The organism is Aquimarina spongiae, assembly GCF_900141785.1.
Taxonomy (GTDB): domain Bacteria; phylum Bacteroidota; class Bacteroidia; order Flavobacteriales; family Flavobacteriaceae; genus Aquimarina; species Aquimarina spongiae.
Genome location: NZ_FQYP01000003.1, coordinates 227,948 through 250,685, shown reverse-complemented (window position 1 = coordinate 250,685; position 22,738 = coordinate 227,948). Strand labels below are relative to the sequence as shown.

At 35.9% G+C, this 22,738-nt stretch carries 16 protein-coding genes and 2 tRNA genes; 14 read left to right on the top strand and 4 right to left on the bottom strand.

Going from position 1 to position 22,738, the window contains the following annotated elements:
* Nucleotides 1–21: 21 nt before the first annotated feature.
* Nucleotides 22–729 carry a queuosine precursor transporter gene (locus tag BUE24_RS08530; RefSeq protein WP_084549457.1) on the bottom strand — a complete coding sequence of 236 codons (708 nt, stop codon included), beginning with the start codon at nt 727–729 and terminating at the stop codon, nt 22–24.
* Between the two features lie 108 nt (nt 730–837).
* On the opposite strand from BUE24_RS08530, the gene folK reads away from it, so the two are divergent.
* A complete protein-coding gene (gene folK / locus BUE24_RS08525) occupies nt 838–1,968 on the top strand; it encodes a 2-amino-4-hydroxy-6-hydroxymethyldihydropteridine diphosphokinase (protein ID WP_073315580.1) in 1,131 nt (376 codons plus the stop codon).
* On the opposite strand, the gene BUE24_RS08520 is transcribed toward folK, so the two are convergent.
* Nucleotides 1,965–3,272 carry a dipeptidase gene (locus BUE24_RS08520; RefSeq protein ID WP_073315579.1) on the bottom strand — a complete coding sequence of 436 codons (1,308 nt, stop codon included), beginning with the start codon at nt 3,270–3,272 and terminating at the stop codon, nt 1,965–1,967. The two genes, folK and BUE24_RS08520, sit on opposite strands and share 4 nt — an antisense overlap.
* An 11-nt stretch (nt 3,273–3,283) precedes the next feature.
* Nucleotides 3,284–3,823, bottom strand: coding sequence for an RNA methyltransferase (locus tag BUE24_RS08515; RefSeq protein ID WP_073315578.1), 540 nt, complete (start codon nt 3,821–3,823; stop codon nt 3,284–3,286).
* Between the two features lie 150 nt (nt 3,824–3,973).
* On the opposite strand from BUE24_RS08515, the gene mutS reads away from it, so the two are divergent.
* The 13 genes from mutS to BUE24_RS08450 all read left to right on the top strand — a co-directional run bounded on the left by mutS (nt 3,974) and on the right by BUE24_RS08450 (nt 21,662).
* Entirely contained in the window at nt 3,974–6,601 is a 2,628-nt protein-coding gene (gene mutS / locus BUE24_RS08510; RefSeq protein ID WP_073315577.1) for a DNA mismatch repair protein MutS, read from the top strand.
* 95 nt (nt 6,602–6,696) lie between these two features.
* Nucleotides 6,697–6,768, top strand: a tRNA-Gly gene (locus BUE24_RS08505).
* A gap of 22 nt (nt 6,769–6,790) precedes the next feature.
* Nucleotides 6,791–6,876 (top strand) — tRNA-Leu (locus BUE24_RS08500).
* 486 nt (nt 6,877–7,362) lie between these two features.
* Nucleotides 7,363–7,929, top strand: coding sequence for an RNA polymerase sigma factor (locus BUE24_RS08495; protein ID WP_073315576.1), 567 nt, complete (start codon nt 7,363–7,365; stop codon nt 7,927–7,929).
* A complete protein-coding gene (locus BUE24_RS08490) occupies nt 7,926–8,609 on the top strand; it encodes a tetratricopeptide repeat protein (protein WP_073315575.1) in 684 nt (227 codons plus the stop codon). The genes BUE24_RS08495 and BUE24_RS08490 overlap by 4 nt, the downstream gene beginning before the upstream one ends.
* 54 nt (nt 8,610–8,663) lie before the next feature.
* Nucleotides 8,664–10,298, top strand: coding sequence for a S8 family serine peptidase (locus BUE24_RS08485; protein WP_073315574.1), 1,635 nt, complete (start codon nt 8,664–8,666; stop codon nt 10,296–10,298).
* Nucleotides 10,299–10,450: 152 nt separating this feature from the next.
* Complete coding sequence (locus BUE24_RS08480) at nt 10,451–13,291, top strand: CHAT domain-containing protein (RefSeq protein ID WP_073315573.1); 2,841 nt, start codon at nt 10,451–10,453, stop codon at nt 13,289–13,291.
* Between the two features lie 144 nt (nt 13,292–13,435).
* On the top strand, nt 13,436–14,284 hold the full coding sequence (locus BUE24_RS08475; RefSeq protein WP_073315572.1) for a DUF2490 domain-containing protein: 849 nt from the start codon (nt 13,436–13,438) through the stop codon (nt 14,282–14,284).
* A 42-nt stretch (nt 14,285–14,326) separates the two neighbouring features.
* Nucleotides 14,327–15,370 (top strand): P-loop NTPase family protein, encoded by a 1,044-nt coding sequence (locus BUE24_RS08470; protein ID WP_073315571.1) that lies wholly within the window; start codon nt 14,327–14,329, stop codon nt 15,368–15,370.
* Between the two features lie 41 nt (nt 15,371–15,411).
* The gene (locus BUE24_RS08465) at nt 15,412–15,873 is read left to right on the top strand and encodes a hypothetical protein (RefSeq protein ID WP_073315570.1); all 462 of its coding nucleotides are present in this window, start codon (nt 15,412–15,414) and stop codon (nt 15,871–15,873) included.
* Entirely contained in the window at nt 15,870–17,204 is a 1,335-nt protein-coding gene (locus tag BUE24_RS24150) for a DCC1-like thiol-disulfide oxidoreductase family protein (RefSeq protein ID WP_211483313.1), read from the top strand. Before BUE24_RS08465 ends, BUE24_RS24150 begins: the two co-directional genes overlap by 4 nt.
* A gap of 99 nt (nt 17,205–17,303) precedes the next feature.
* The gene (locus tag BUE24_RS08455; RefSeq protein ID WP_073315569.1) at nt 17,304–18,983 is read left to right on the top strand and encodes an ABC transporter transmembrane domain-containing protein; all 1,680 of its coding nucleotides are present in this window, start codon (nt 17,304–17,306) and stop codon (nt 18,981–18,983) included.
* 459 nt (nt 18,984–19,442) lie between these two features.
* On the top strand, nt 19,443–21,662 hold the full coding sequence (locus tag BUE24_RS08450; RefSeq protein WP_073315568.1) for a TonB-dependent receptor: 2,220 nt from the start codon (nt 19,443–19,445) through the stop codon (nt 21,660–21,662).
* 284 nt (nt 21,663–21,946) lie between these two features.
* On the opposite strand, the gene BUE24_RS23715 is transcribed toward BUE24_RS08450, so the two are convergent.
* Nucleotides 21,947–22,153 carry a hypothetical protein gene (locus BUE24_RS23715; RefSeq protein ID WP_139241944.1) on the bottom strand — a complete coding sequence of 69 codons (207 nt, stop codon included), beginning with the start codon at nt 22,151–22,153 and terminating at the stop codon, nt 21,947–21,949.
* Nucleotides 22,154–22,738 lie beyond the last annotated feature (585 nt).

Below are 22,738 nucleotides of genomic sequence, written 5' to 3'. Positions count from 1 at the left end.
AAGTTAACTATTTGTTAGATTTTACACTTCTAACTCTATTTCACCACCAACACCTAGCTTAAATCGCTTTCGTAAAAAGTAAACCGCAGCATATAGAAGGGGTGTATCCAAAGCAGCCACCAAAATTTTGAAAAGGAAACCATTGAGCAATAGTAGTCCAAAACGGTCCCAGCCTATGATTCCTGTAGAGCACAATAAAAGTAATACCGTAGCGGTATCGATCAGTTGAGAGGAAAAAGTAGAGAAATTATTACGCAGCCATAAATGTTTTCCTTTGGTAAATTTTTTCCAAAAATGATAAATCTGGATATCGACATATTGAGCAAAAAGATAAGCCATCATCGAGGCAAAAACTGCAATGGCAGTAGCACCAAAAACAGTTTTGAAAGTTTGGTCATCGATAGGAGACCAGGACGTAGCTGGCACAGCTCCCGATACCGAAACAATGAGTAAGGAAAAGAAAGAAGCAAATATTCCTGCAGTAACGATTTGATTGGCTTTTCTTTTTCCGAAAATTTCGCTTATGATATCAGTAATCAAAAAAGTGATAGGATATGGCAAAATGCCTACAGAAACCTCAAAAGTGTAGATCCCGAAAAAATCCCAATAAAAAAACTTCTGAAAAATTAAATTAGACGCTACCAAAGAGGAGATGAATAATGCCCCGAGAATAAGGTAAATCCTAAAAGCATCCCGTTTATCTTTAGGATTTAATATAGTTTCGTTCAAAATAAAATAGTTAATAATACTTCATGCAATAGTAGCATGAAGTGATTTTGTTTTGCTTAATTTGCCTTAAAAATAAGGAGTTCTTCTTAGATTAATAAATCTCTGCTGTTGAAAACGTCACATCTTGTTCATATATCATTAGGAAGTAATATAGGAGATCGTATTGATTTTCTTCAAAAAGGCGTGGATGCTATTTTTGAATCTATCGGCGATGTTATCGCTATTTCAAACGTGTATCAAACACCTTCCTGGGGGTTTGATAGTGAGGATTTTTATAATGCTTGTATCACTGTAGAAACTTTTTACACCACCCAAGAGGTTCTAGATCTGTTATTAAAGATTGAGACGGAATTGGGTAGGAATCGAGCAGCAGATCAAAAAGGGTATCAAGCAAGAACTATTGATTTGGATATTTTGCTATCCTCAGAAGGGATTATAAAAACTGAAGATCTACAAGTACCACATCCGGCAATGCAAGATCGAAGGTTTGTTTTGACCCCTCTGGCTGATATTGCGGATAATGAAGTGCATCCTGTTTATAAAAAAAGCATTGCTAAGCTGCTTGAAGAAGTAAACGATGATTCACAAATCGAACAAGTTTCAGAAAAGATAATTCCACCAAAGAATGTGTATAAGTTGTCCCAATTTCAATACCTTACTATTGAGGGTAACATTGGAGCAGGTAAAACAAGTCTGGCGCAGTTGATCTCTAAGGAATTTAATGCAAAGTTGATTTTGGAACGATTTGCAGATAATCCATTTCTGCCTAAGTTTTATGAAGATATGGAACGATATGCTTTTCCGTTGGAGATGTCTTTTCTTGCGGATCGCTATCAACGGCTTCAGGACGATATTGCGCAGTTTGATCTTTTCAGTGATTTTGTAGTTAGCGATTATGATGTGTTTAAATCATTAATTTTTGCCAAGGTTACTTTGCAGGATGATGAATTTGCTTTGTATAAGAAAGTATTTGATCTCATGTATCGCAATCTGGTAAAACCGGGATTGTACATTTATCTCTATCAAAATACAGAAAGATTGTTGCAAAATATCAAAAATAGGGGTAGAGATTATGAGCAAAAGATCCCACCAGAATACTTAAATAAGATCAACCAGGGATATTTGCAATTTATTAAATCTCGTGCTGATTTTAATGTGAAAATCATTGATGTTTCTGAACTGGATTTTGTCGCAAATCGAACGGATTTTGTAAAAATACTACAAGAGATTTGCGCTTAGCTTTTTTGAAGCTCCTGAGCTACTGCTTGCACTTCGTCCAAAACACGAAGTAAGTTACCGCTCCATAGCTTTTCGATTTCTTCTTCTGTATATCCTCGTCTTACCAATTCTAGAGTGACATTAAAAGTTTCTGAAGCATCGCTCCATCCTTCGATACCACCGCCACCATCAAAATCAGAGCTAATACCTACATGGTTTATCCCGATTTTCTCGACCAAATAATCAATGTGATCTACAAAATCAGCTACATCAACAGCAGGAGGAAGATCTTTCATTGTTTTTACTTTTGCCCGTCTAACCGCTGCCATAGTTCCTAAAAAGTCATAGTATTTTTCTTTTTCTTCGCTACTCAGTTTCATTACTTCCTCACGTTCTAGCCAGGTTACTCCCATAGAATCAGCGATCTGTTTTGCTATCTCTACGTCTTTGATCACTCGTTTCTCAAACTTTTCCGTGTTCAAATACGAGGAAAAAGCTACAGTTTGCACAACACCACCATTGTTTTTGAGCCATTCGAGTTGCTCATCGTCAAGATTCCTGCTATGATCGCAAAGCGCTCTTGCCGAAGAGTGAGAAGCAATGATGGGAGCTTTAGAGAGTTCGATCATTTGTCGCATGGATTCTTTTGAAGGGTGAGAAACATCGATCATCATGCCGTATTTATTCATTTCTACAATCACTTCTTTGCCCAGTTCGCTCAGGCCATTATGTAGCCATACCCCATCTGCTTCTCCAGTATTCGAATCGCAAAGTTGACTATGCCCGTTATGTGAGAGCGACATGTATCGAGCACCAAGATCATAGAATTTCTTTACATTGTTGATATCGGTTCCTACAGGATAGCCATTTTCGATACCGATCATCGCTACTTTTTTTCCTTTTTTATGGATGCTACGAACATCATCAGAAGTAAGGGCTAATTCCATTTGATCTGGAGCTATAGAATCTACCAGTTTGTGGATGGCGTCAAATTTTGACATTGCAATTTGGTGGGCCTTTTCATAACCATTTGGGGTTAAAGAATCTTGACCTGTATAGACAATTAACCATGCTACATCTAATCCTCCTTTGTCCATCTTAGGTAAGGTGATTTGGGTGTTTAGATCTTGTGTGTAGTTTGTTGTGCGAGTAAAATTTTTCACATTGATATCACAGTGGGTATCCAAAGTGATCACTTTACTGTGTATTTCTTTAGCTCTGTTTAGTAGTTGTTGATCCTCAGACTCTCGTAAAGGTTTGGTTTCTTGTTTACAAGAAAAAAGAAGTAAGGAAAAAAGACAAATGAATGGTGTGCTGTATTTCATGAGTGAGTGTTCTAGTTCACTCTAAACTTACAAAACAAATCCCAGATTACCACTCCTGCGCTTACCGAAATATTCAAGGAGTGTTTGGTTCCAAATTGTGGAATCTCTAGTACAGTGTCACTAGATGAAACTACTTCTTGCTGGACTCCCTTTACCTCGTTTCCAAAGACAAGTGCGTATTGTCGGTCAGTTTCTGGAGTAAATTGATCTAACATTTCTGCGTTTTCTGCTTGTTCTATAGATAGTATTTTGATGCCTTGTGATTTTAAGGAGGTAACCAATTCTATAGTGTCTTTTTGATATTCCCAACTCACCGTATCGGTAGCTCCTAAGGCTGTTTTTTGAATGTCCTTATGAGGGGGTGTTGCAGTAATACCGCACAGGTATATTTTTTTGATTAAAAAGGCATCTGCTGTTCGAAAAACAGAGCCAATATTATTTAGACTCCTGATGTTGTCCAGGATGATGATCAATGGAGTTTTATCCGAAGATTTAAACTCTTCTATGGTTTTGCGATCAAGCTCGCGGTTTTTTAGTTTTCTGTTTTTCATCCCTGCAAAAATATTATTTATTCGTTAGATGTAATCATGGATAGCAGAGAAAACGAATTGTGAATAAAATTGAATAACTCGTTATAGGGATATTTCAAAAAAAAATGGAGAATAGCTACTTTAGCATGGTTCACATAATTACAATTTTGAATGGCAGGAAAGAGCGGAAAGAAAGTAACTCCATTAATGAAGCAATACAATGCGATCAAGGCAAAATACCCTGATGCATTATTATTATTTAGAGTAGGGGATTTTTATGAGACTTTTGGAGAAGATGCGATCAAAACAGCAGCCATTCTCAATATTGTTTTAACCAAAAGAGGAAACGGAAGCGAACAGGAAACGGCATTGGCGGGATTTCCACACCATTCGTTGAATACCTATTTACCAAAATTGGTAAAGGCTGGAGAACGCGTTGCTATCTGTGATCAGCTCGAAGATCCTAAGCAAACCAAAACAATTGTAAAAAGAGGGGTTACAGAATTGGTAACTCCAGGAGTGGCTCTTAACGATGAGGTGTTACAAAGTAAAACCAACAACTTTTTGTGCGCCATTCATTATGGAAAAAAGGAGCTTGGGATTGCATTTCTGGATGTATCTACGGGAGAATTTTTGACCGCTCAAGGAGATGTTGCGCATATTGATAAGCTTATCCAAAATTTTGGCCCCAGCGAGGTGTTGGTTGCTAAGCAAAAGAAGAAAAACTTTTACAATGATTTTGGCGAATCTCATCATTCTTTTTTTCTCGAAGATTGGGTGTTTAAAACCGATTATACAACCGATACCCTAAATGACCATTTTGGTACCGCATCCTTGAAAGGATTTGGGGTGCAGGATTTGCAAGAAGGAATCATCGCTGCAGGAGTTATTCTGCATTATTTGGGAGAAACACAACACCACAAATTACAGCATATCACCGCAATCCAGCGTATTGCAGAGGATCAGTATATCTGGATGGATCGCTTTACCATCAGAAATCTTGAGTTGTACCATGCAAATGCTGCCAATGCAGTTACGTTGTTGGATGTGATTGATAAAACGATTTCTCCAATGGGAGGGCGTACCTTAAAACGGTGGTTAGCTTTACCGCTCAAAAATGTAAGCGCAATACAAAAAAGGCATGAGGTGGTACAATACTTTTTGGACACCCCTTCACTGCATCAAAAAATACAACATCAGATTAAGCAAATAGGGGATATCGAACGCTTAATTTCTAAGGTGGCTACCGGAAAGGTAAATCCGCGAGAGGTAATTCAACTCAAGAACTCTTTGGAAGCTATTGTGCCGATTAAAGCACAGACGGTAGCAAGCGATAATGAAGCGCTAAAAATTATAGGAGACACCCTTAATGATTGCGAGTTGTTGCGTTCCAAAATCAAAGAAACACTTAATGAAGAAGCACCGGTAAATGTTCTGAAAGGGAATACCATTGCGGATGGATATCTGGATGAATTGGATGAACTAAGAACAATTGCTTTCTCAGGGAAAGACTATTTGGATAAGATGTTAGAACGTGAGTCTGAAGCTACTGGAATCACTTCATTAAAAATTGCATCCAATAATGTTTTTGGATATTACATTGAAGTACGAAATACGCACAAAGATAAGGTACCGGATACCTGGATACGTAAGCAAACCCTGGTAAGTGCAGAACGCTATATCACCGAAGAGTTAAAGGAATATGAAGCCAAGATTCTTGGTGCTGAAGAAAAAATATTATTGCTAGAACAACAGCTTTTTAACGATCTGGTGATTTGGATGAACGAATACATCAAACCTGTGCAATTAAATGCAGCGCTAATCGGTCAATTGGATTGTTTATGTTCGTTTGCACTATTGGCGCAACAAAATAGTTACGTTCGACCGTTGATTGATGATCATTTTGATTTGGAGATCAAGAATGGACGCCACCCTGTTATAGAGAAGCAATTGCCACCTGGAGAATCCTATATCGCCAATGATGTTTCTTTGAACCGGGATACGCAACAAATTATAATGATTACGGGACCTAACATGAGTGGTAAATCCGCGATCTTACGTCAAACTGCACTGATCGTTTTATTAGCTCAAATGGGATGTTTTGTCCCTGCCGAAGAGGCAAAAATAGGTGTAGTCGATAAAATCTTTACCAGAGTAGGAGCTAGTGATAATATCTCTATGGGAGAATCTACTTTTATGGTAGAGATGAATGAAACGGCAAGTATATTGAATAATATTTCTGATCGAAGTTTGGTATTGCTCGATGAGATTGGTAGAGGAACCAGTACTTATGATGGGATTTCTATCGCCTGGGCGATTAGTGAATTTTTGCACGAACATCCTGCACGTCCAAAGACATTATTTGCTACCCACTATCATGAGTTGAATGAGATGTGCGAAACTTTTGGTCGGATAAAGAATTATAATGTAGCTGTCAAAGAGTTAAAAGATACGGTACTGTTTCTCCGAAAACTAGTTCCGGGAGGTAGTGAGCATAGTTTTGGGATTCATGTAGCAAAAATGGCAGGGATGCCCCAGCAAGTACTGCATCGTGCAAATAAGATGCTTAAAAAGCTCGAAAAGTCGCATAGTAGCGAGGAGCTTACCGATAAAATTAAAGGAATGCAGGAAGAAGATGAATTGCAGTTAAGTTTCTTTAATATGGATGATCCATTATTGGAAGAAATCAAGGAAGAAATCCTGGATATCGATATTGATACGCTTACTCCTGTCGAGGCTTTGATGAAGCTTAATGAAATTAAACGCATGTTAACCAGGAAGAAAGCTTCTCAAGTGTAAATTTTTTTATTCTTTTTGCTAAAAAGACTTTGGTATTATTAGAATTGTATTAAATTTGCATCCGCAATAACGAATTGCGACGTTCATTAAAGATTGCGAAAGTAGCTCAGGGGTAGAGCATCACCTTGCCAAGGTGAGGGTCGCGGGTTCAAATCCCGTCTTTCGCTCTGAGATATACATAAAGTCCATGCTGAAGTGGTGGAATTGGTAGACACGTTGGACTTAAAATCCAATGGACAGTAATGTCCGTGCGGGTTCAAGTCCCGCCTTCAGTACAAAAGCCTCGTAAATGAAATATTTACGGGGCTTTTTTTGTTTCCTCGATTAAGAAGAATTTTTGTAAAATATTGTTGAGGTCTGATCATCCATCCTAATTTTGAAATTAGGCCTGAATATTCATAATGTCTTTTTCAATAGTTTGGGACACTAAATACTCAAAGTTTTTTCTCCATAAGATCTTTCAATTTCGATTATAATAGAAACCAGCTGTTCGAAGCTCCCTATTTAATACCGCACTAGAAGAAAGTACGTTTTTTCTCACTTTAATTAATTTTTGTTAAAAACCAGAATAGGGATAGGGTATTTTTTAGTTCACCTGTTTAGACCACAAATTGATTAGAAGAATAAAGTTCTCTGAAAAAATAAGTTAACTTTTTTTGTCACGTTTTGTATTTCTAAGACTTATACAGCAAAATATGAACTGTTTTTTCTTAGTACTTTAGTTATAAATTATTGATTTCTAGAGGGCTAAACTAAAAATAATGAAGCAAAAGAATTTTGGATTAAGCGAAGCATCTTTTCAGAAGCTGATAACAGATCTGAAAAAAAATGACACCTATTTTTTTGAACAGGTTTTTCTGAAACAGTTCGAAGAAACGGTAAGATATCTCTGTAGGGAGTATCGATCAAACCATGAGGATGCATATGATGCCACTATGGACACTTTAATAGAATTTAGAGCACGATTTGTAGAAGGAAAATTAGCTTACGGTAATTTACGTTTCCTGTTTACAAAGATGGCTTCTCAGATCTTGCTACGGAACTTAAAAAAGAAAGGAATATCATTGGATGATAGCATTGTTGCAATGTCTCAGGAAGATGAAGAACCTGCTTTAGATGATGAGGATCTGGAAATGCTCACTAATGCTTGGCAAACTTTGGGAGATCAATGCAAAGAGTTGTTAACGAGGCATTTTTATGGAAAGATGAAACTTTCTGAAATAGCAAAAGAAATTCAAAAGAGTCCAGCAACCATTAGAAAACAGAAAGAACGCTGCATTAAACATTTAAAAGATCATTTTGGTCTTAAAAAAATACTGAAGTCATGAATGATAAAATACATCAACTATTAGGTCCTAATCTCTCAAAGGATGAGGAGGATAAGATCTTGGGGCAAATACTTAAAGAAAAGCACGATGCTGATCTAAAAGTAAAATGGAAGACAAAGCTTGAGAATGAATACGGAATTACAAGAAATAAACATATTTCAAAAAATAAAAACCGTAATACCTTTATAAAAATTCTATTGGCTACAGCTGCTTGTATTGCTGTAGTAGTCACCATACAACTAGCTGGTTCATCAGCAGTTGATGTTTCCTTAATTGCACAAAATTACCTGGATGAACAAGAAATATTGCATCCAGGTACATCCAAAGGAGTTTCTAAGGAAGAGGTATTTAGAACGCTCGCCATTCAATCTTTTAACCAGAAAGAGTATAAACAATCATCGGGATATTATCAGAGTCTAACAAATCCGGATCAAGAAGATCTCTATTATCACGGACTGGCTCTTTTGTTGTCAAAAGATTATGAAAATGCTTTGCAAAAGTTTGAAGAGAATAAACAAACTGGGGATAAATATGCTCAAGAGATAAATTGGTATCAATCTTTGACTTTTCTACTATTAAAACAAATTGATGCCGCTGAAGATCAACTAGAACAGATTAATCCCGATGATTGGAATTATGAAAAAGCACAGAAATTGCTAGAACAACTAAAAAACCAATAGTAAGTGATATTAGGACCTTGCTTTAAAATCAAAACTCAATACCCTCTCTTGAATATGAAAACTGTAACTCACACCACCATCTTACTTTTTTGCCTCTTATTTATGTTACCCATTTTTGGGCAACAGAACACTCCCTCCTTATCAAACTCAAAAACCATTGCTCAAAACAAGGATAATGATGATGACGATGATGATGATTGTGACGATGATGATGACGATGATGACGATGATGATGAGGATTGTGACAACCGGGTTATAAAACACCCATCCTTGTACTTTGTACAATTGGACCCAACACTTACTACAGCTCAGGTAGACGCGCTTCTCAACGATTTGAACTCTGAAGAAATCTGGTATCGCCCAGAAATCAATCTCAGGTTGTGGAACACGGTTGCTTTTCCTTACGTAAATGCACAAGGGCAACGGATAACTAATATCGATCGACAAGTGATGAGCGCTGAAGGTAAAACTGATATTGACGGTACTGATTTTAATATAGGAGCTATAAATACAGAGCCAATAACCAGCATTCCAACCTCTTGTTTCAATACTATCGAACCGCAGCAGGTCACTAGTAATAACCCTATAAAAATTTCCATTTTTGACACCGGATATAGCCAGCCTATTACTAATATACCTGGTTACGAGTTTGATATTACGAGCTTTACGGGTTATGATTATATTGATGACGATACAATTCCTGAAGATCGAAATGGACATGGAACGCATATTGCGAGTGTGATTCACCATCTTATCAATCAAAATGCGCCCTCTACATCTGTTGTCTTTGATATCAGAAAAACACATAATAACCAGGGACAAGGTTTTCTGTCGGAATTAATACCTGCAATATTAGATGCTGTAAATGAAGGAGCCAATATTCTAAATTTTAGTTTCAGTTACAGAGATTTCAATACCAATCCAAACGGGAAACCACTAAAACAAGCCATCGATTATGCCGAGCAAATGGGTGCTGTAGTGATCGCTGCTTCTGGAAATACGAGTGTAAATAATGATAGAGGAAATGTTGTAGCCTTTCCTGCCACATATCCTAATAGCAATATCATATCTGTAGCCTCCACAAATTGCAATGATGCATTAAGCGTTTTCAGTAGTTTTGGTCGCACATCTGTAGACGTTGCTTTATTGGGAAATAGTATCCCAGGGGCGGGTTTGAATAGTAATGTAGTATATCAATCAGGTACTTCGTATGCTGCAGCAAACATCACGGCATTCGTAGCCATATTAGGATCACATCAAGCTAATTTTAATTACCAAGACATTAAATGTGTATTGATCAATACCTCTACCCCAAATACCTTATTAAACCAAAGAGTGGTTGCTAATGGGATCATTAATTTTCCTCAGGCATTTGCGCAGCTAAGTAACGGATGCAACCCCCAAAGTGGACTGATTAATAATCAAATTCAAAGGGAATCGGAAACCATTTTTATCCCTAACCCATTTAGAAACACATTGCAAATGCATGTGCCAAAGAATATAAAAGGCCCGATACATGTTTCTATCTATAATCAAAACGGTTTGCTGGTCATGCAAGATCAGTTCATAAGTAATGAAGGCATGCAGGTATTTGATATCGCACAAACTCAGCAATTACGTTCGGGCCTTTACTTTGTAAAAGTTGAAACAACAAAAGATACCTTCAATCAGACTGTATTAAAGAAATAATTGAATCTACTATATAAAAGAGGGATACATGAACAAATCATGTATCCTTTTTGTTTTTCAAATAATTATCACCGAAAATCGTTTTGACATTTAGTATATTAGTATGATAAACACAATCATCTGCTTCTGTTAGAAGTATTTAATGCTTGATTATGATTCTTAAACCCCCTGTTATCTTAATCATCTTTAGTTCTGTCTTTTTTGTAAATGCTCAAACAAATAATGATCCCAGGGATTCATTTTTTGAAAAACAGTACAGTAGTATTAATCGAAATATTACAAATGGGCTTTACAAAAAGAATACAGAATTAATCGAAATGCTGACTCTGGATCCCGAATATCAACAACTAGATTGTTATTATCAGGGGAAAATACTTCATAAAATAGGAGTTTCTTACTATTTATTGAATCAGGAGGCTAATGCCATTACTTATTTCAAAGAAAAGCTATTGCCTTTGTGGGAAAATTGCCCACAGGTGCCCGCTACCGAAAGAGCAAATACGATATATAATACAGGTGTTTGTTATCAGTATTTAAATGACCTTTCTTCGGCAAAGAAATACCTGGATCAAGCATTGTATATATTTGAAAATGATTCCCTATATCCAAGTCAAAAACTAGCGAAAAAATATCATGGTGTCGGCAAATTTTATAAGGATCTGAATGATATTTTTAGAGCTGAATTATATTATAAAAATTCATTAAACCTTTACAAAAAACTGGGAGATAATAAAGTAAAAGAATTTGAAGTAATCAATAATCTTATTGCTTTACACATGGAGTTTAAAGAGTTTGAAAAGTCCAAAAAATACATCGAGGAAGCTCTTGTAATTCATGACTCGTTTCCGGATGTAATTCCAGAACTCACCTTGGCTTGGGTATATCTAAATGCAGGAACCACTTATTTAGAACTCAAAGACTTCAATAGTGCTAAAACAATGGTAAAAGCGGCAATTAATCTGTTGGATAAAGATCAGGATGCTTTCTATTATGCTATTGCCTTAGAACTGTTAGGTATGATCCATCTGGAGCAAAGAGAATTTGATGTTTCAGAAGAATATTTAAACAAAGTTTTAGAGTTAAGAAAAGAGAGCGTTCTTAAAGGAAATCCGAAGCAATCTATCGTTTACTCTTATGAGAATCTTTGTGAGTTAATGATCGACAAAAAAGACACTATAAGAGCACAACAATATCTTAGCAAAGCATTTGAGATTCTGATACCAGTAGGTCACTTTGACAAAGATAACTTACCGATAATTAACAGCTCGAAGGCTCTTGATGACGAGCACCTTATCCGATTAATTGAAATAAAAGCAAAAATATTCAAACAACAATATCAGGTTTCTAATGATATTTCTTTTCTGAAAAAGGCATTAAATGTGCAACACAAAATCGATTCTGTAATTAACCGAAGTCTGGTTTCCTTTCAGTTTGGTCAATCCAAATTGGACTTTTTAAACTTGAAATTCGAGCACTATGGAAAAGCGATAGAAGATGCACTTGAATTGTATCAAATCACCAAGGATGGTTTTTATTTGGATGAAGCCTACTATTTTTCATCAAAAACCAAGGCAATCGTTTTGCAATATGAACTAAGTCAAACAGATGCATTTCAATCCAATGTGTCTGAAGAAGTATTGCAAAAGGAAAAATCACTACGTGAAAAAATGAATATGCATCAAGCATCTCTTTTGGAGACTACCAATAAGCAAGATTCTTTGTTGAAAGCGTATACCAAAGCGCAATACGAACTAGATGCATTTCTTTCGGAAATTGAAGAGAAAGAGCCCAATTACTTCAAAGAAAAATATGCTTATATAAGAGCTCCACGGATAAAGGAAATCCAGAAAAATTTACCAGAAGATATGGTGGTGGTAGAGTATTTTGTCTCTAAAAACATATTATATAGTTTTTGGCTTACTCAAGATTCTTTTTTCCCTGTCACAACTCCATATGATCCTGAACTAAAAGATGCCATCAAAAATTTTAGTGAACAATGTCATGATCCCAGTAGGGAAATTTCTACTTCATTATCCAAAATGCTTTATGATAAATGCTTACGAAGGGGCCTCAATAAAGTTACAGGGGATATAAAACGTATATGTATTATTCCGGATGGCCAACTTCATAAAATCTCTTTTGAAGCGCTTTCAACGACTAATGATACTCAAAAATATTTGATAGAAGATTATGTCATATCCTACTCTTACTCGGTATCCTTATTGTTTAGAGAACATCAAAAAAGACAACTACAACGATATGTAGGTTTTGGGTCCACCTATAGTACAGCTCTGAATCAAAAATTAAAAGCTCGCAAGCGCTTTTTCGGGGCAGAAAACCTGGCGCAACTTACACTTTCACAAGAAGAAATAAATCGTGGTGCAGCAATTTTTGATGGTAAAGTATTTATTGATAAACAGGCTTCGTTGCCTTCTTTTCTTTCCGAAAGTAAAGATGCGGATATTATTCATCTGTCACTTCATGGATTGGTAGATACCAACGATCCAGAAAGATCTTGTATTATTTTTGATGATCATACAGAAGAGTTTATTCTTTCTCCTCAGGATTTGTATTCTAATCGTTTGCAGGCAGATCTTGTGTTACTGAGTGCTTGTCATTCTGCTAACGGAAAAATCTATCATGGCGAAGGTGTTCAGGGGATGAGTAAATCCTTCTTGTTGGGAGGAGCACATAATATCACCTCCAGCCTATGGAATGCTTCTGAAGCGAGTTCGCTGGCTATTACTACTGCGTTTTTAGAAAATGTTCATGAAGGTAAACCTATAGACAGAGCATTGCATCAATCAAAACTAGATTATCTTTCTGCTTCAGAACCCAACAAAAGACATCCTTATTACTGGGCAAATTTTATCTTGGTAGGTGAAGTAGAACCTTCAGAAACAGGCTCTGGTTCTTATGTACTTTGGATTTCAATTTTAGGGGCATTATTCCTGCTTATTTTCACTTTCCGCTTCTCCAAAAAAAGACTGTAGGTACAAAAATCATTTCTTTATCTACTTTATTTATAGGTTTTTATGAAAAAAAACATAAAAACATTGTCACGTTCTTAAGGTTTCATCCTTATACCGATAACAATACAAATCAAGACAACCCATTACTAATTTGTTATCGTTGTTATGAAATCAAAAATCACCCTTATTCTAATTATTTGTTTAGCAACTACTCATCTATTTGCTCAAGAAGACTTAAAGTTATGGACCGGTTATAGTGCAGGTGCAAGAATTACCAAAGAATGGAGAGTCTCCGCCGGACAGCTACTGTTATTCAGCCAACAACCTTTTGAGTTGTCTTCTATGCAAAATAGTGTTAATCTCACGTATAGATTCGATAGGAGATTCCGAGCGGGATTTGGATACCTTAGATCGTCTGATCCCTCGGATCCAGATCAGGAAGCTAGAAACCGAGTTACTGGCAGATTTAGATATAATGCCAGGTTGGGGAAATTTCGATTTCTCAATTCTTTGAGAGCTGAATGGCATTTTCCCGAAAGAAGCAAATTTGAATATCGTATCCGTTATGGTATCCGTATACATCGAGGCAGTTGGGGGCTACCACTAAGAACAACTCCTTTTATCACCAACGAATTTCATTATTACTTATCTGGACGCCCCTTACAATATAGAGATGAGCAAGGAGAGAAAGTAGTAAAACAATCGCCAGACGGACTACATGCCCACCGAATTACTTTAGGAGTACGTTTTAGACCTTTCAAAAGAGCTAACGCAAGCATTAGTTACATGCGACAAACCGAATTTAATATTGGTAGTAAATATCGAGAAATTAATGTTACAGATCCAAGAGATGGAGATATCCTGAGAGCTTTCAACAATTTTTCGGTATTGATGTTCCGATTTTCATATCGATTGGATTTCAGACGAAGAACATTAAGACCAAACGCTATTGGTTTTCATACGAAAAAACAAAAACCAATACCACATAGCGAAGAATCACATACATCAATTTAACACAACTCGTATTCATTATTAACCAAATTTATCTGTATTACTATGAAAACTATAAAAAAATCTAATATCTGTAAACACGTAAACCATTATCAAATCAACACAAAAATTGCTAAGTCTCATCAACCCATTGCAGGAGATGTTGCCATTTTTGAAGTTGTAAGCATCGGCTCATTGAATGCTGTGCAAGATTTTGAAGGAAGAAACTGTTACATCTTTCTGGGAGATCGTATTATGCTCGCATTTGGTAACCGATATGCCAGCAATCAATTTGAAGGATATGTACCTGAAGGATATCACCCTGAGTATGATTTTATCGGGAAAGGAGGAGTAGCAGGGATTGCTGTATCCATGTATTATAAATTATTAACCAAAGGACCAACTAAACTTAAGTTGATAGGATATGCCTCTGACAACGATGGTGAAGTAATCAATACCATTTATTACCATCAAAAAGCAACCAGATTTAATCCTAAAAAAGTGAGACCCTTTAAAACCATTCTATCCATAGGCTCCAGTATGGATAGCGGAAAAACCACCACTGCCGCCTACTTATGCCGAGGCTTAAAAAACTCTGGATTCAAAGTTGCCTATATAAAATTAACAGGTACCGTTTTTAACAAAGATCGCATGTTAGCATACGATTGTGGGGCGGATGTAGTAAGTGACTTTTCAGAATTCGGATTTCCATCTACCTATTTATGTTCATTAGATCAATTGATGGATCTACATGAAGGACTATTATCACAAATAGCAGCGGTACATCCTGATTATGTTGTGATTGAAGTAGCTGATGGGTTGTATCAGAAAGAAACCAGCATGTTATTGGATCACGAATTATTTACCGACACCATTGATCATGTTATTTTATCTTGTTGTGATAGCTTGGCTGTAAGTACTGGTATTCAATTGTTAACTCCAATTTTTGGATCTCGATTGTTTGCACTAGGAGGATTGTTTACGGGAAGTCCACTTCTGGTAGCAGAAGTCGAGAATAGAAGTACACTTCCTATTCTAACTTTAGAAAAACTCTTAGATCCTGGGCAAATACTTCCTTTATTGATTCTTGATGTAAATGTTGCTGTATGAATAGCGCTTAGAGAAAACCCAAACTCTTAAAAATGATCCCCATGAAATACTCACAAAAGCAAGTCCTGGTTATAAGCGTATTTGTGATTACCCTAATATTGTCCCCCGTAGTAGAGAACTGGGCTGGTAAGCCTAAGGATAACTTCCCCTTATCTTACTATCCCATGTTCTCTAAAAAAAGGAAAGCCACCTACGGGGTTTATTATCTTATCGGGTATGACCAAGAACAAAACAGACATATTATCCCATACCAGTTTGCTGGTACTGGTGGTTTCAATCAAGTCCGTCGACAAATCAAGAAAGCTGCAAAATCTGAAAATGCAGTGAGTTTCACGCAAAAAATAGCTCAGAAAATTGCTGCCAAAAAACAAGCTCCTTATTCACAGTTAGAGCGAATTGAACTAGTAAAAGGATATTATCATCTTGAGAATTACTTTTCGAAACTAGATACACTTCCTGTACATGAGAGAACCATCGCGTGCTCTAAAATTAAAAAGTCATGAAAAAACTCCTTAAAACTTTACAACGACATTGGTTTACACCTATGAAACCCCAACATTTGGCATTGCTGCGCATTACCACGGGATTGTTTTGTTTATGGTATTTATGTTCCAGATTTGATATGTTACAAAGGGTAGTCCAAAATACTGAAGCTTTTGAACCTATCGGGATCTTAAACTGGATGACTCAGCCTATAGCTCCAGAGGTGTTTTGGTGGGTCAGTATCATCTTGATTATTCTAAATGTGCTATACATCATCGGATGGAAGTTTAAATACATAGGGCCATCTTTTGCCATTCTTGCATTATTGTTTTTTACTTATCGTAATTCATGGTCGATGATTTATCACAACCGTAATGCATTGATTTTACATATCATTATTTTGGGTTTTGTAGCATCTGCCGATGCCTGGTCCTGGGATTCCTGGAAAAAATCTAAAAAGAACATACTATCTCCCAAAATCAGTTGGCATTATGGTTGGCCCGTTCAGCTTATTTGTACTGTTACTGTAGGTTCTTATCTGTTGTCGGGGATAGCCAAACTTGCAGGAGATCTCTCGTGGGAGTGGGTTACTGGTAGTGCTATGCGCTCTCAGGTATCGGTAGATGCAATTCGAAAAGAAATGCTTGGTTCAGAATCTGCTCCTCTTTTTGACTTTCTGTTCGAGCATACCTGGTTATTCTTGGCTATGGGTATCCTCACTTTTATTCTCGAGCTTGGAGCCCCTTTAGCTCTTTTTAGGAAAAAATGGGGTATGGCCTGGGCAGTACTTACCTGGATGATGCATTGGGGTATTTTTTGTATTATGGGAATCACTTTTAGGTATCAGATGAGTGGATTTATATTTCTTTCATTCTTTGATATAGAAAAATTATGGAATCCTTCAAAAAAGAAACCCTCTACAGTATATACAACATATGATATCAACGAAACTCCATCAAAACCAATAGTTTTATTTGATGGTGTGTGCAACCTTTGTAACGGTTGGATCAGATTTATTCTCAAAAGAGAACGAAATCCCTTATTCCAATTTGCTTCACTGCAGTCACCAAAAGGACAAGAATTATTAGGAGCTCATCGATATGAGAATAGTTTGTCTTCTATCATTTTGATCGAAAACAACAAAATCTATCAAAAAAGTGATGCTGTCCTGAAAATATGTAGCTACTTTAAATTCCCATGGAATATCTCAAATTACTTGAGGTTTGTTCCCAAAAGAATACGAGATTTTAGTTACGATTTTATAGCCGCCAGGCGCTATAAATGGTTTGGCAAACAAGAGCACTGTGGTCTAATGACAAAGGATCAAAAAGTTAGATTCCTGGATTTATAATGTTGTGAATTTCAAGCATAGAAGGTATGTACCCAGAGAGTATGTTTCTCCCTTTTGTTTTCGGGGAATGCCTTCTCCGCTTGAATAAAAAAGAGTACAATGAATCGCAAATGGAATATCATCAAAACGTTTGTCAAAACAGATAAACATGGATTACTGATTATTTTGGCTTTAGCAACAGGTCTTTGCTACAACATACTAACTATTCTTATACCTATAAGTATCGGTAAATTCTATGAACTTAGTTTTGGTTTTTCATCTCATCGATTGGCCGCATTTAAGTTTATTCCTTTTATGGATGCTCCGGATTTCGAGGCGTTTATTTTCTTTTTCTTTTCTCTAGTACTACTAAGATTGCTGTTCGAATATATCAATCGTTACAGTATTTCATTGATTGGAGAACGTTTCAGTAAAATACTAAGAGAGCAACTTTTTGCAAATCAGCTCCAGATTACGATGGAGGTTTATAATAGCAAAGGAATAGGTAAATATCTATTGCGATACAGTGGAGACTTGAAAAGTATTCAGAACTATATTAAAAATGGATTAATTCGCTTTTCCCAAGATGTCGTCCTGTTAATTATTGTAATGATTGCTATCGGTTATTTCGACTTATTTCTTGCCTGTATCGTTGGTGGTTGTATTTGTATTTCTTCAGTGTTACTGTGGCTTATAAACAAGGAATTATATAAAGCATCTTTGGACAGAAGAAATACGCGTTCAGGAATGCTAAGTTTTGTCAATACAAGATTAAGAGGGATTTTGGCATTAAAAGCTTTTAATAAATATCAGCCAGAAGAAAAGCGATATCGAAAGCGCTCTGATAAACTGTATCTTATCGGAAAACGATACTCTAGAATTGTTGCATTGTTACAAGCGTTGATTCCTGCAATTACGTATGCAATGTTGGGAGGTATTATGTGGTATGTATTCCATTCTTCTAATAATCCTGATAAAACCACTCTCGAAGGTTCTTCGCTTCTGGTTTTAATATTATTGATTATTTCTATCCTTCCTGTATTAAGACGTACCCTCAGAGTAAGTATTGTTTGGAAATTAGGAAATATTTCTTTCGCAAAACTTATAGATATCTTCGATCTGCCCAAAGAAAACAGATTACCTGTTGAGCATGTTAAATTGTACGATGGGGATATAACTATTCAAAATGTATCTTTTTCCTATCCTAATACCTCCAAGCCTATTTTTGAAAACTTGAATTTGGTTTTCAAAGCTCAAACTACCACGTTGCTCAAAGGTACATCCGGTTCAGGAAAATCTACCTTAGTCCGTTTATTATTAAAGTTCTTCTCTCCATCAAAAGGAACAGTATCGTATGGAGGTCTAGGGAGTTGTTCTTTGTCAGAAAAAACGATCCGTAAACATGTAGCTGTTGTGTCAAAGGATTTCCCTCTTTATGGTAAAAATGTTTATGAAGCAATTTGTTATAACAGAAAAGAAGAAAACAAGTTAGAAGCTACTTTATTACTGAAAAAACTACAAATACACGAGGACAAAATGACCATTTTACATTTAGAAACTCCAATTGGAGACCTAGGATGTAATCTTACTTCAGGTCAGCAAAAAATACTGATGTATTGCAGGGCCTTGCTTACTAAGAAACCTATTTTGATTATTGAGGAACCTTTGCAAGAACTAAATGTCAAAACACAAGAACTTATTTTGGGTTTGCTAAACAGTTTTCATCGGCAAAAGACACTTATCCTTATCAGCGAAGGATGTATTGAAGGGGCTAAGATTGATCAAATTCATCGACTGTAAACATTGAAGATGATCTTAATGATATCCAGTTTAATCGATCATTGAGGAAATAATGTAAGATAGATACATCTTTTTTATGCTGTAAAGAAACTATAAAACCTAGGTTTGTATCAATAACTTAGAGTATTACAATATTGACTTACCATTTTTAGAAAAAAGTCAAATTTTTTCCAAGCTCCAAGATTTTTTAAACATCTGTTTGTCAGGCGTTAATTTGTTTCGTAGAGGTTTTGTGTTGCAATACCAATCAGTTAATCTTCGTAACTAAAAAACCAATATTCTTTTTTTCTCGTATATAATCATGCAACCATGGTAAAAATAAAATTTACCTGTTGTGGAAGGAGTTTTTTATAGAGTGTGAAATTATACTTATAATTTTGTTAATGCGATATAGTCGCATTAAAGGATTCTATACATTTAGCTCCAAATTTAATAAACAAACCTTAAATGAGATTATAAATGAAACTACTATTTTCAGCGATTTTACTTCTGTTGTTTAATCACTCGATTCAGGCTCAAATTCTAACAGGAAAGGTAGTTAATGAAAGCCAACAGCCTCTTAAAGAAGCTTATATATTGAATACAACAACCGATAAACATACACATCCAAATATACATGGTAGTTTTAGCTTAAAAAATGTGTCAGTAGGGGATACTTTAACCTTTTCTTGTGTGGGTTATCAAAGCGAAGAATTGGTTATCAAAGATACCAGTATTCCTTTGGAGATTGTGTTATACCGGGCGGCTATTAGTTTGGATGAAGTGGTAATTACACCAGAGGTGAATTCTCTTCAACTAATTAGTGATATTGATGTACAAACAACTCCGGTTAACTCTTCCCAGGATATCTTGCGAAAAGTTCCTGGTTTATTTATTGGACAACATGCAGGTGGGGGTAAAGCAGAACAAATCTTTTTACGTGGTTTTGATATTGATCACGGAACAGATATTAATCTTACCGTTGATGGGCTACCGGTAAATATGGTGTCTCATGCTCATGGGCAGGGATATGCCGATTTGCATTTTGTAATTCCAGAGACTGTTGAAAATGTGGATTTTGGAAAAGGACCATATTATGAGGACAAAGGAAATTTTACTACTGCTGGATATGTAGATTTCAGAACCAAAGAAACCTTAGGGAATAGTACCATCAAATTAGAAGGAGGACAATATGATACCTATCGTCTTTTAGGAATGTTTAATGTATTGAATACCGCAAAACACAATGCCTATGTGGCTTCAGAATATCTATCTACAGACGGTTTTTTCGATAGTCCGCAAAACTTTGATAGAATTAATGTTTTTGGAAAGTACACAGGTTTTGTTAGCGAATATGATAAATTGGGCTTTACCATTTCTCACTTTACAAGCGAATGGGATGCTTCTGGGCAAATCCCACAACGAGCAGTAGACAGTGGCTTGATTTCTCGATTTGGAGCAATAGATGACACAGAAGGAGGAAATACATCTCGCACCAATTTTTCAATGAATTACGATAAGATTTTGGATGAGAAATCTACCTTGAAAAGTAATGTGTATTGGAGTGCTTATGACTTTGAATTGTATTCCAATTTTACATTTTTCTTAGAAGATCCTGTAAACGGAGACCAGATCAGACAAAAGGAAGATAGAAATATTTTTGGGTTGAATAGTGAATATCAAAGAACATTTTCTACAGATAAATTAGAAGGAACATGGCAAGCAGGAATTAGCTTAAGAAATGATCAGAGCAAGGACAATGAGTTATCACGCACCTTAAATCGAACAGAAACTCTGGAACAAATCCAGTTTGGAGATATTAATGAAACTAATATTGCAGGCTATCTGGGGGCAGATATTAATTTTGATAAGTGGACGTTTAATCCATCGGTTCGGGTTGATTATTTTGATTTTAAGTATAACGATAGGTTGCTAGATGCCTACCAAACTCAAGAAGAGGCCAAAGCAATTGTAAGCCCGAGGTTAAATGTGTTTTACAATCCATCAAAGCGATTACAACTTTATGCAAAGGCCGGAAAAGGATTTCACTCTAATGATACACGAGTAGTGGTTGCTCAGCAAGGAGAAACGATACTACCATCTGCTTTGGGGGCCGATGTAGGATTTGTTTGGAAACCTACATCCAAAATGCTGTTGAATGTTGCGTACTGGTATTTGTACTTAGAACAAGAATTTGTTTACGTAGGAGATGCGGGTATTGTGGAACCTAGTGGAGAAACCAAACGCCAGGGAATAGAGCTTAGCTATCGATACCAGATTTTGCCATGGTTATTTTGGAATTTGGATACCAATTATACATATGCTCGATCTATCGAAGAACCTTCAGGGCAAGATTATATCCCACTGGCACCAGACTTTACCTTGTCTAGTGGACTTAGTATTATTCATAAATCTGGATTGTTTAGCAATATTAACGTAAGACATATCAATGATCGCCCAGCAAATGAGGACAACTCTATTGTTGCAGAAGGTTACACCGTTACTGATCTAAGTGCAGGGTACCGTTGGGATAAACTCAGTTTAGGGATTCAAATACAAAATCTATTTGATGTTGAATGGAATGAAACTCAATTTGCTACTGAATCCCGTTTACAAAATGAAGCTCAATCTTTCGAAGAAATTCATTTTACTCCGGGAACACCGTTCTTTTTTAAGGCAACATTAGAATATAATTTTTAAAAAAGTATTTGTTTTCGTTTTACAAAGAATGGATCTAGCCATGTACATTTTCCTGGTTGATCAACAATGACAAGTGTTTGTGTTAAAGGTTTGTCGTATTGACGGTTTGTTTCTTGAGAAATGGCTGCATTTAATTCTAAGTAAAAACATTAATGCTTAACCTTTCAAAAAATACCAAAAACCCTGATACAATTTATCAGGGTTTTCTGTACCTAAAGTCTATTTGCTATCATCAATATTTTGTTGAGTTAACTGTAATAGCTCAACAAGGCATTTAGGAAAAGTTAACAAGAAGTGTAAGATAGAGTTGGGCCACAATTTGGTATAGTAACCAGGCATCTTCCATCAGAGAAATAATGTCCGTTTAATGATTGACAAGATTGGGGAGTAGTACCATGAATAAATTGTTGACATTCTCGTATTCCTCCTGTTACTTTTTTTTGTTCTACTTTGGTTAAAGCCTTACCTAATTTTAAAATGGATTTTTTCATAATTAAAATGATTTTAAAAAATAATATATATCCCAGAACTTTTAACGACACTCATGGGTTATGTCTGATATTCTTATGTGTAAACAAATAAAGAAATCAAAGCAGGCATAAAAAAGAAAATCAGGTCTGCATAGGTTCGGATACCGTATTTGAACCAAAGTCTTTATTCAATCTGTTTTTGATATTCTTTACGTCTACATGGATAATATTCTGACTTTATTTGGTCTAGATTAAATTTTTTCTGTGAATGACCTTTTTGTTTCTGTTAAATTCTTAGGGTTGGTTATGACACAGATGTCAATTTTTGAAAGAACAGAGGTAATTTGGTGTTATCTACGATTGAAAGTATTTTATAAAAATGAAATCCTTTTTTCTTTTCCTACGGTAGCAAAAGAATCAGAATTGTCATTTTCGCATCAAAAGCAGTGTATTTTTAAGCACTTTTTGCTTTTGATGCGTGCTTTTTGTTAATTTGCAATAAGGGAAATTTTGATTATTGGGATTAGCCAAAGATATTCCGTATTCAAAGTCCTTATATGCCCTGAGGTTTTCTCAGGGCTTTTTGGTTGTATATACTATCTTATA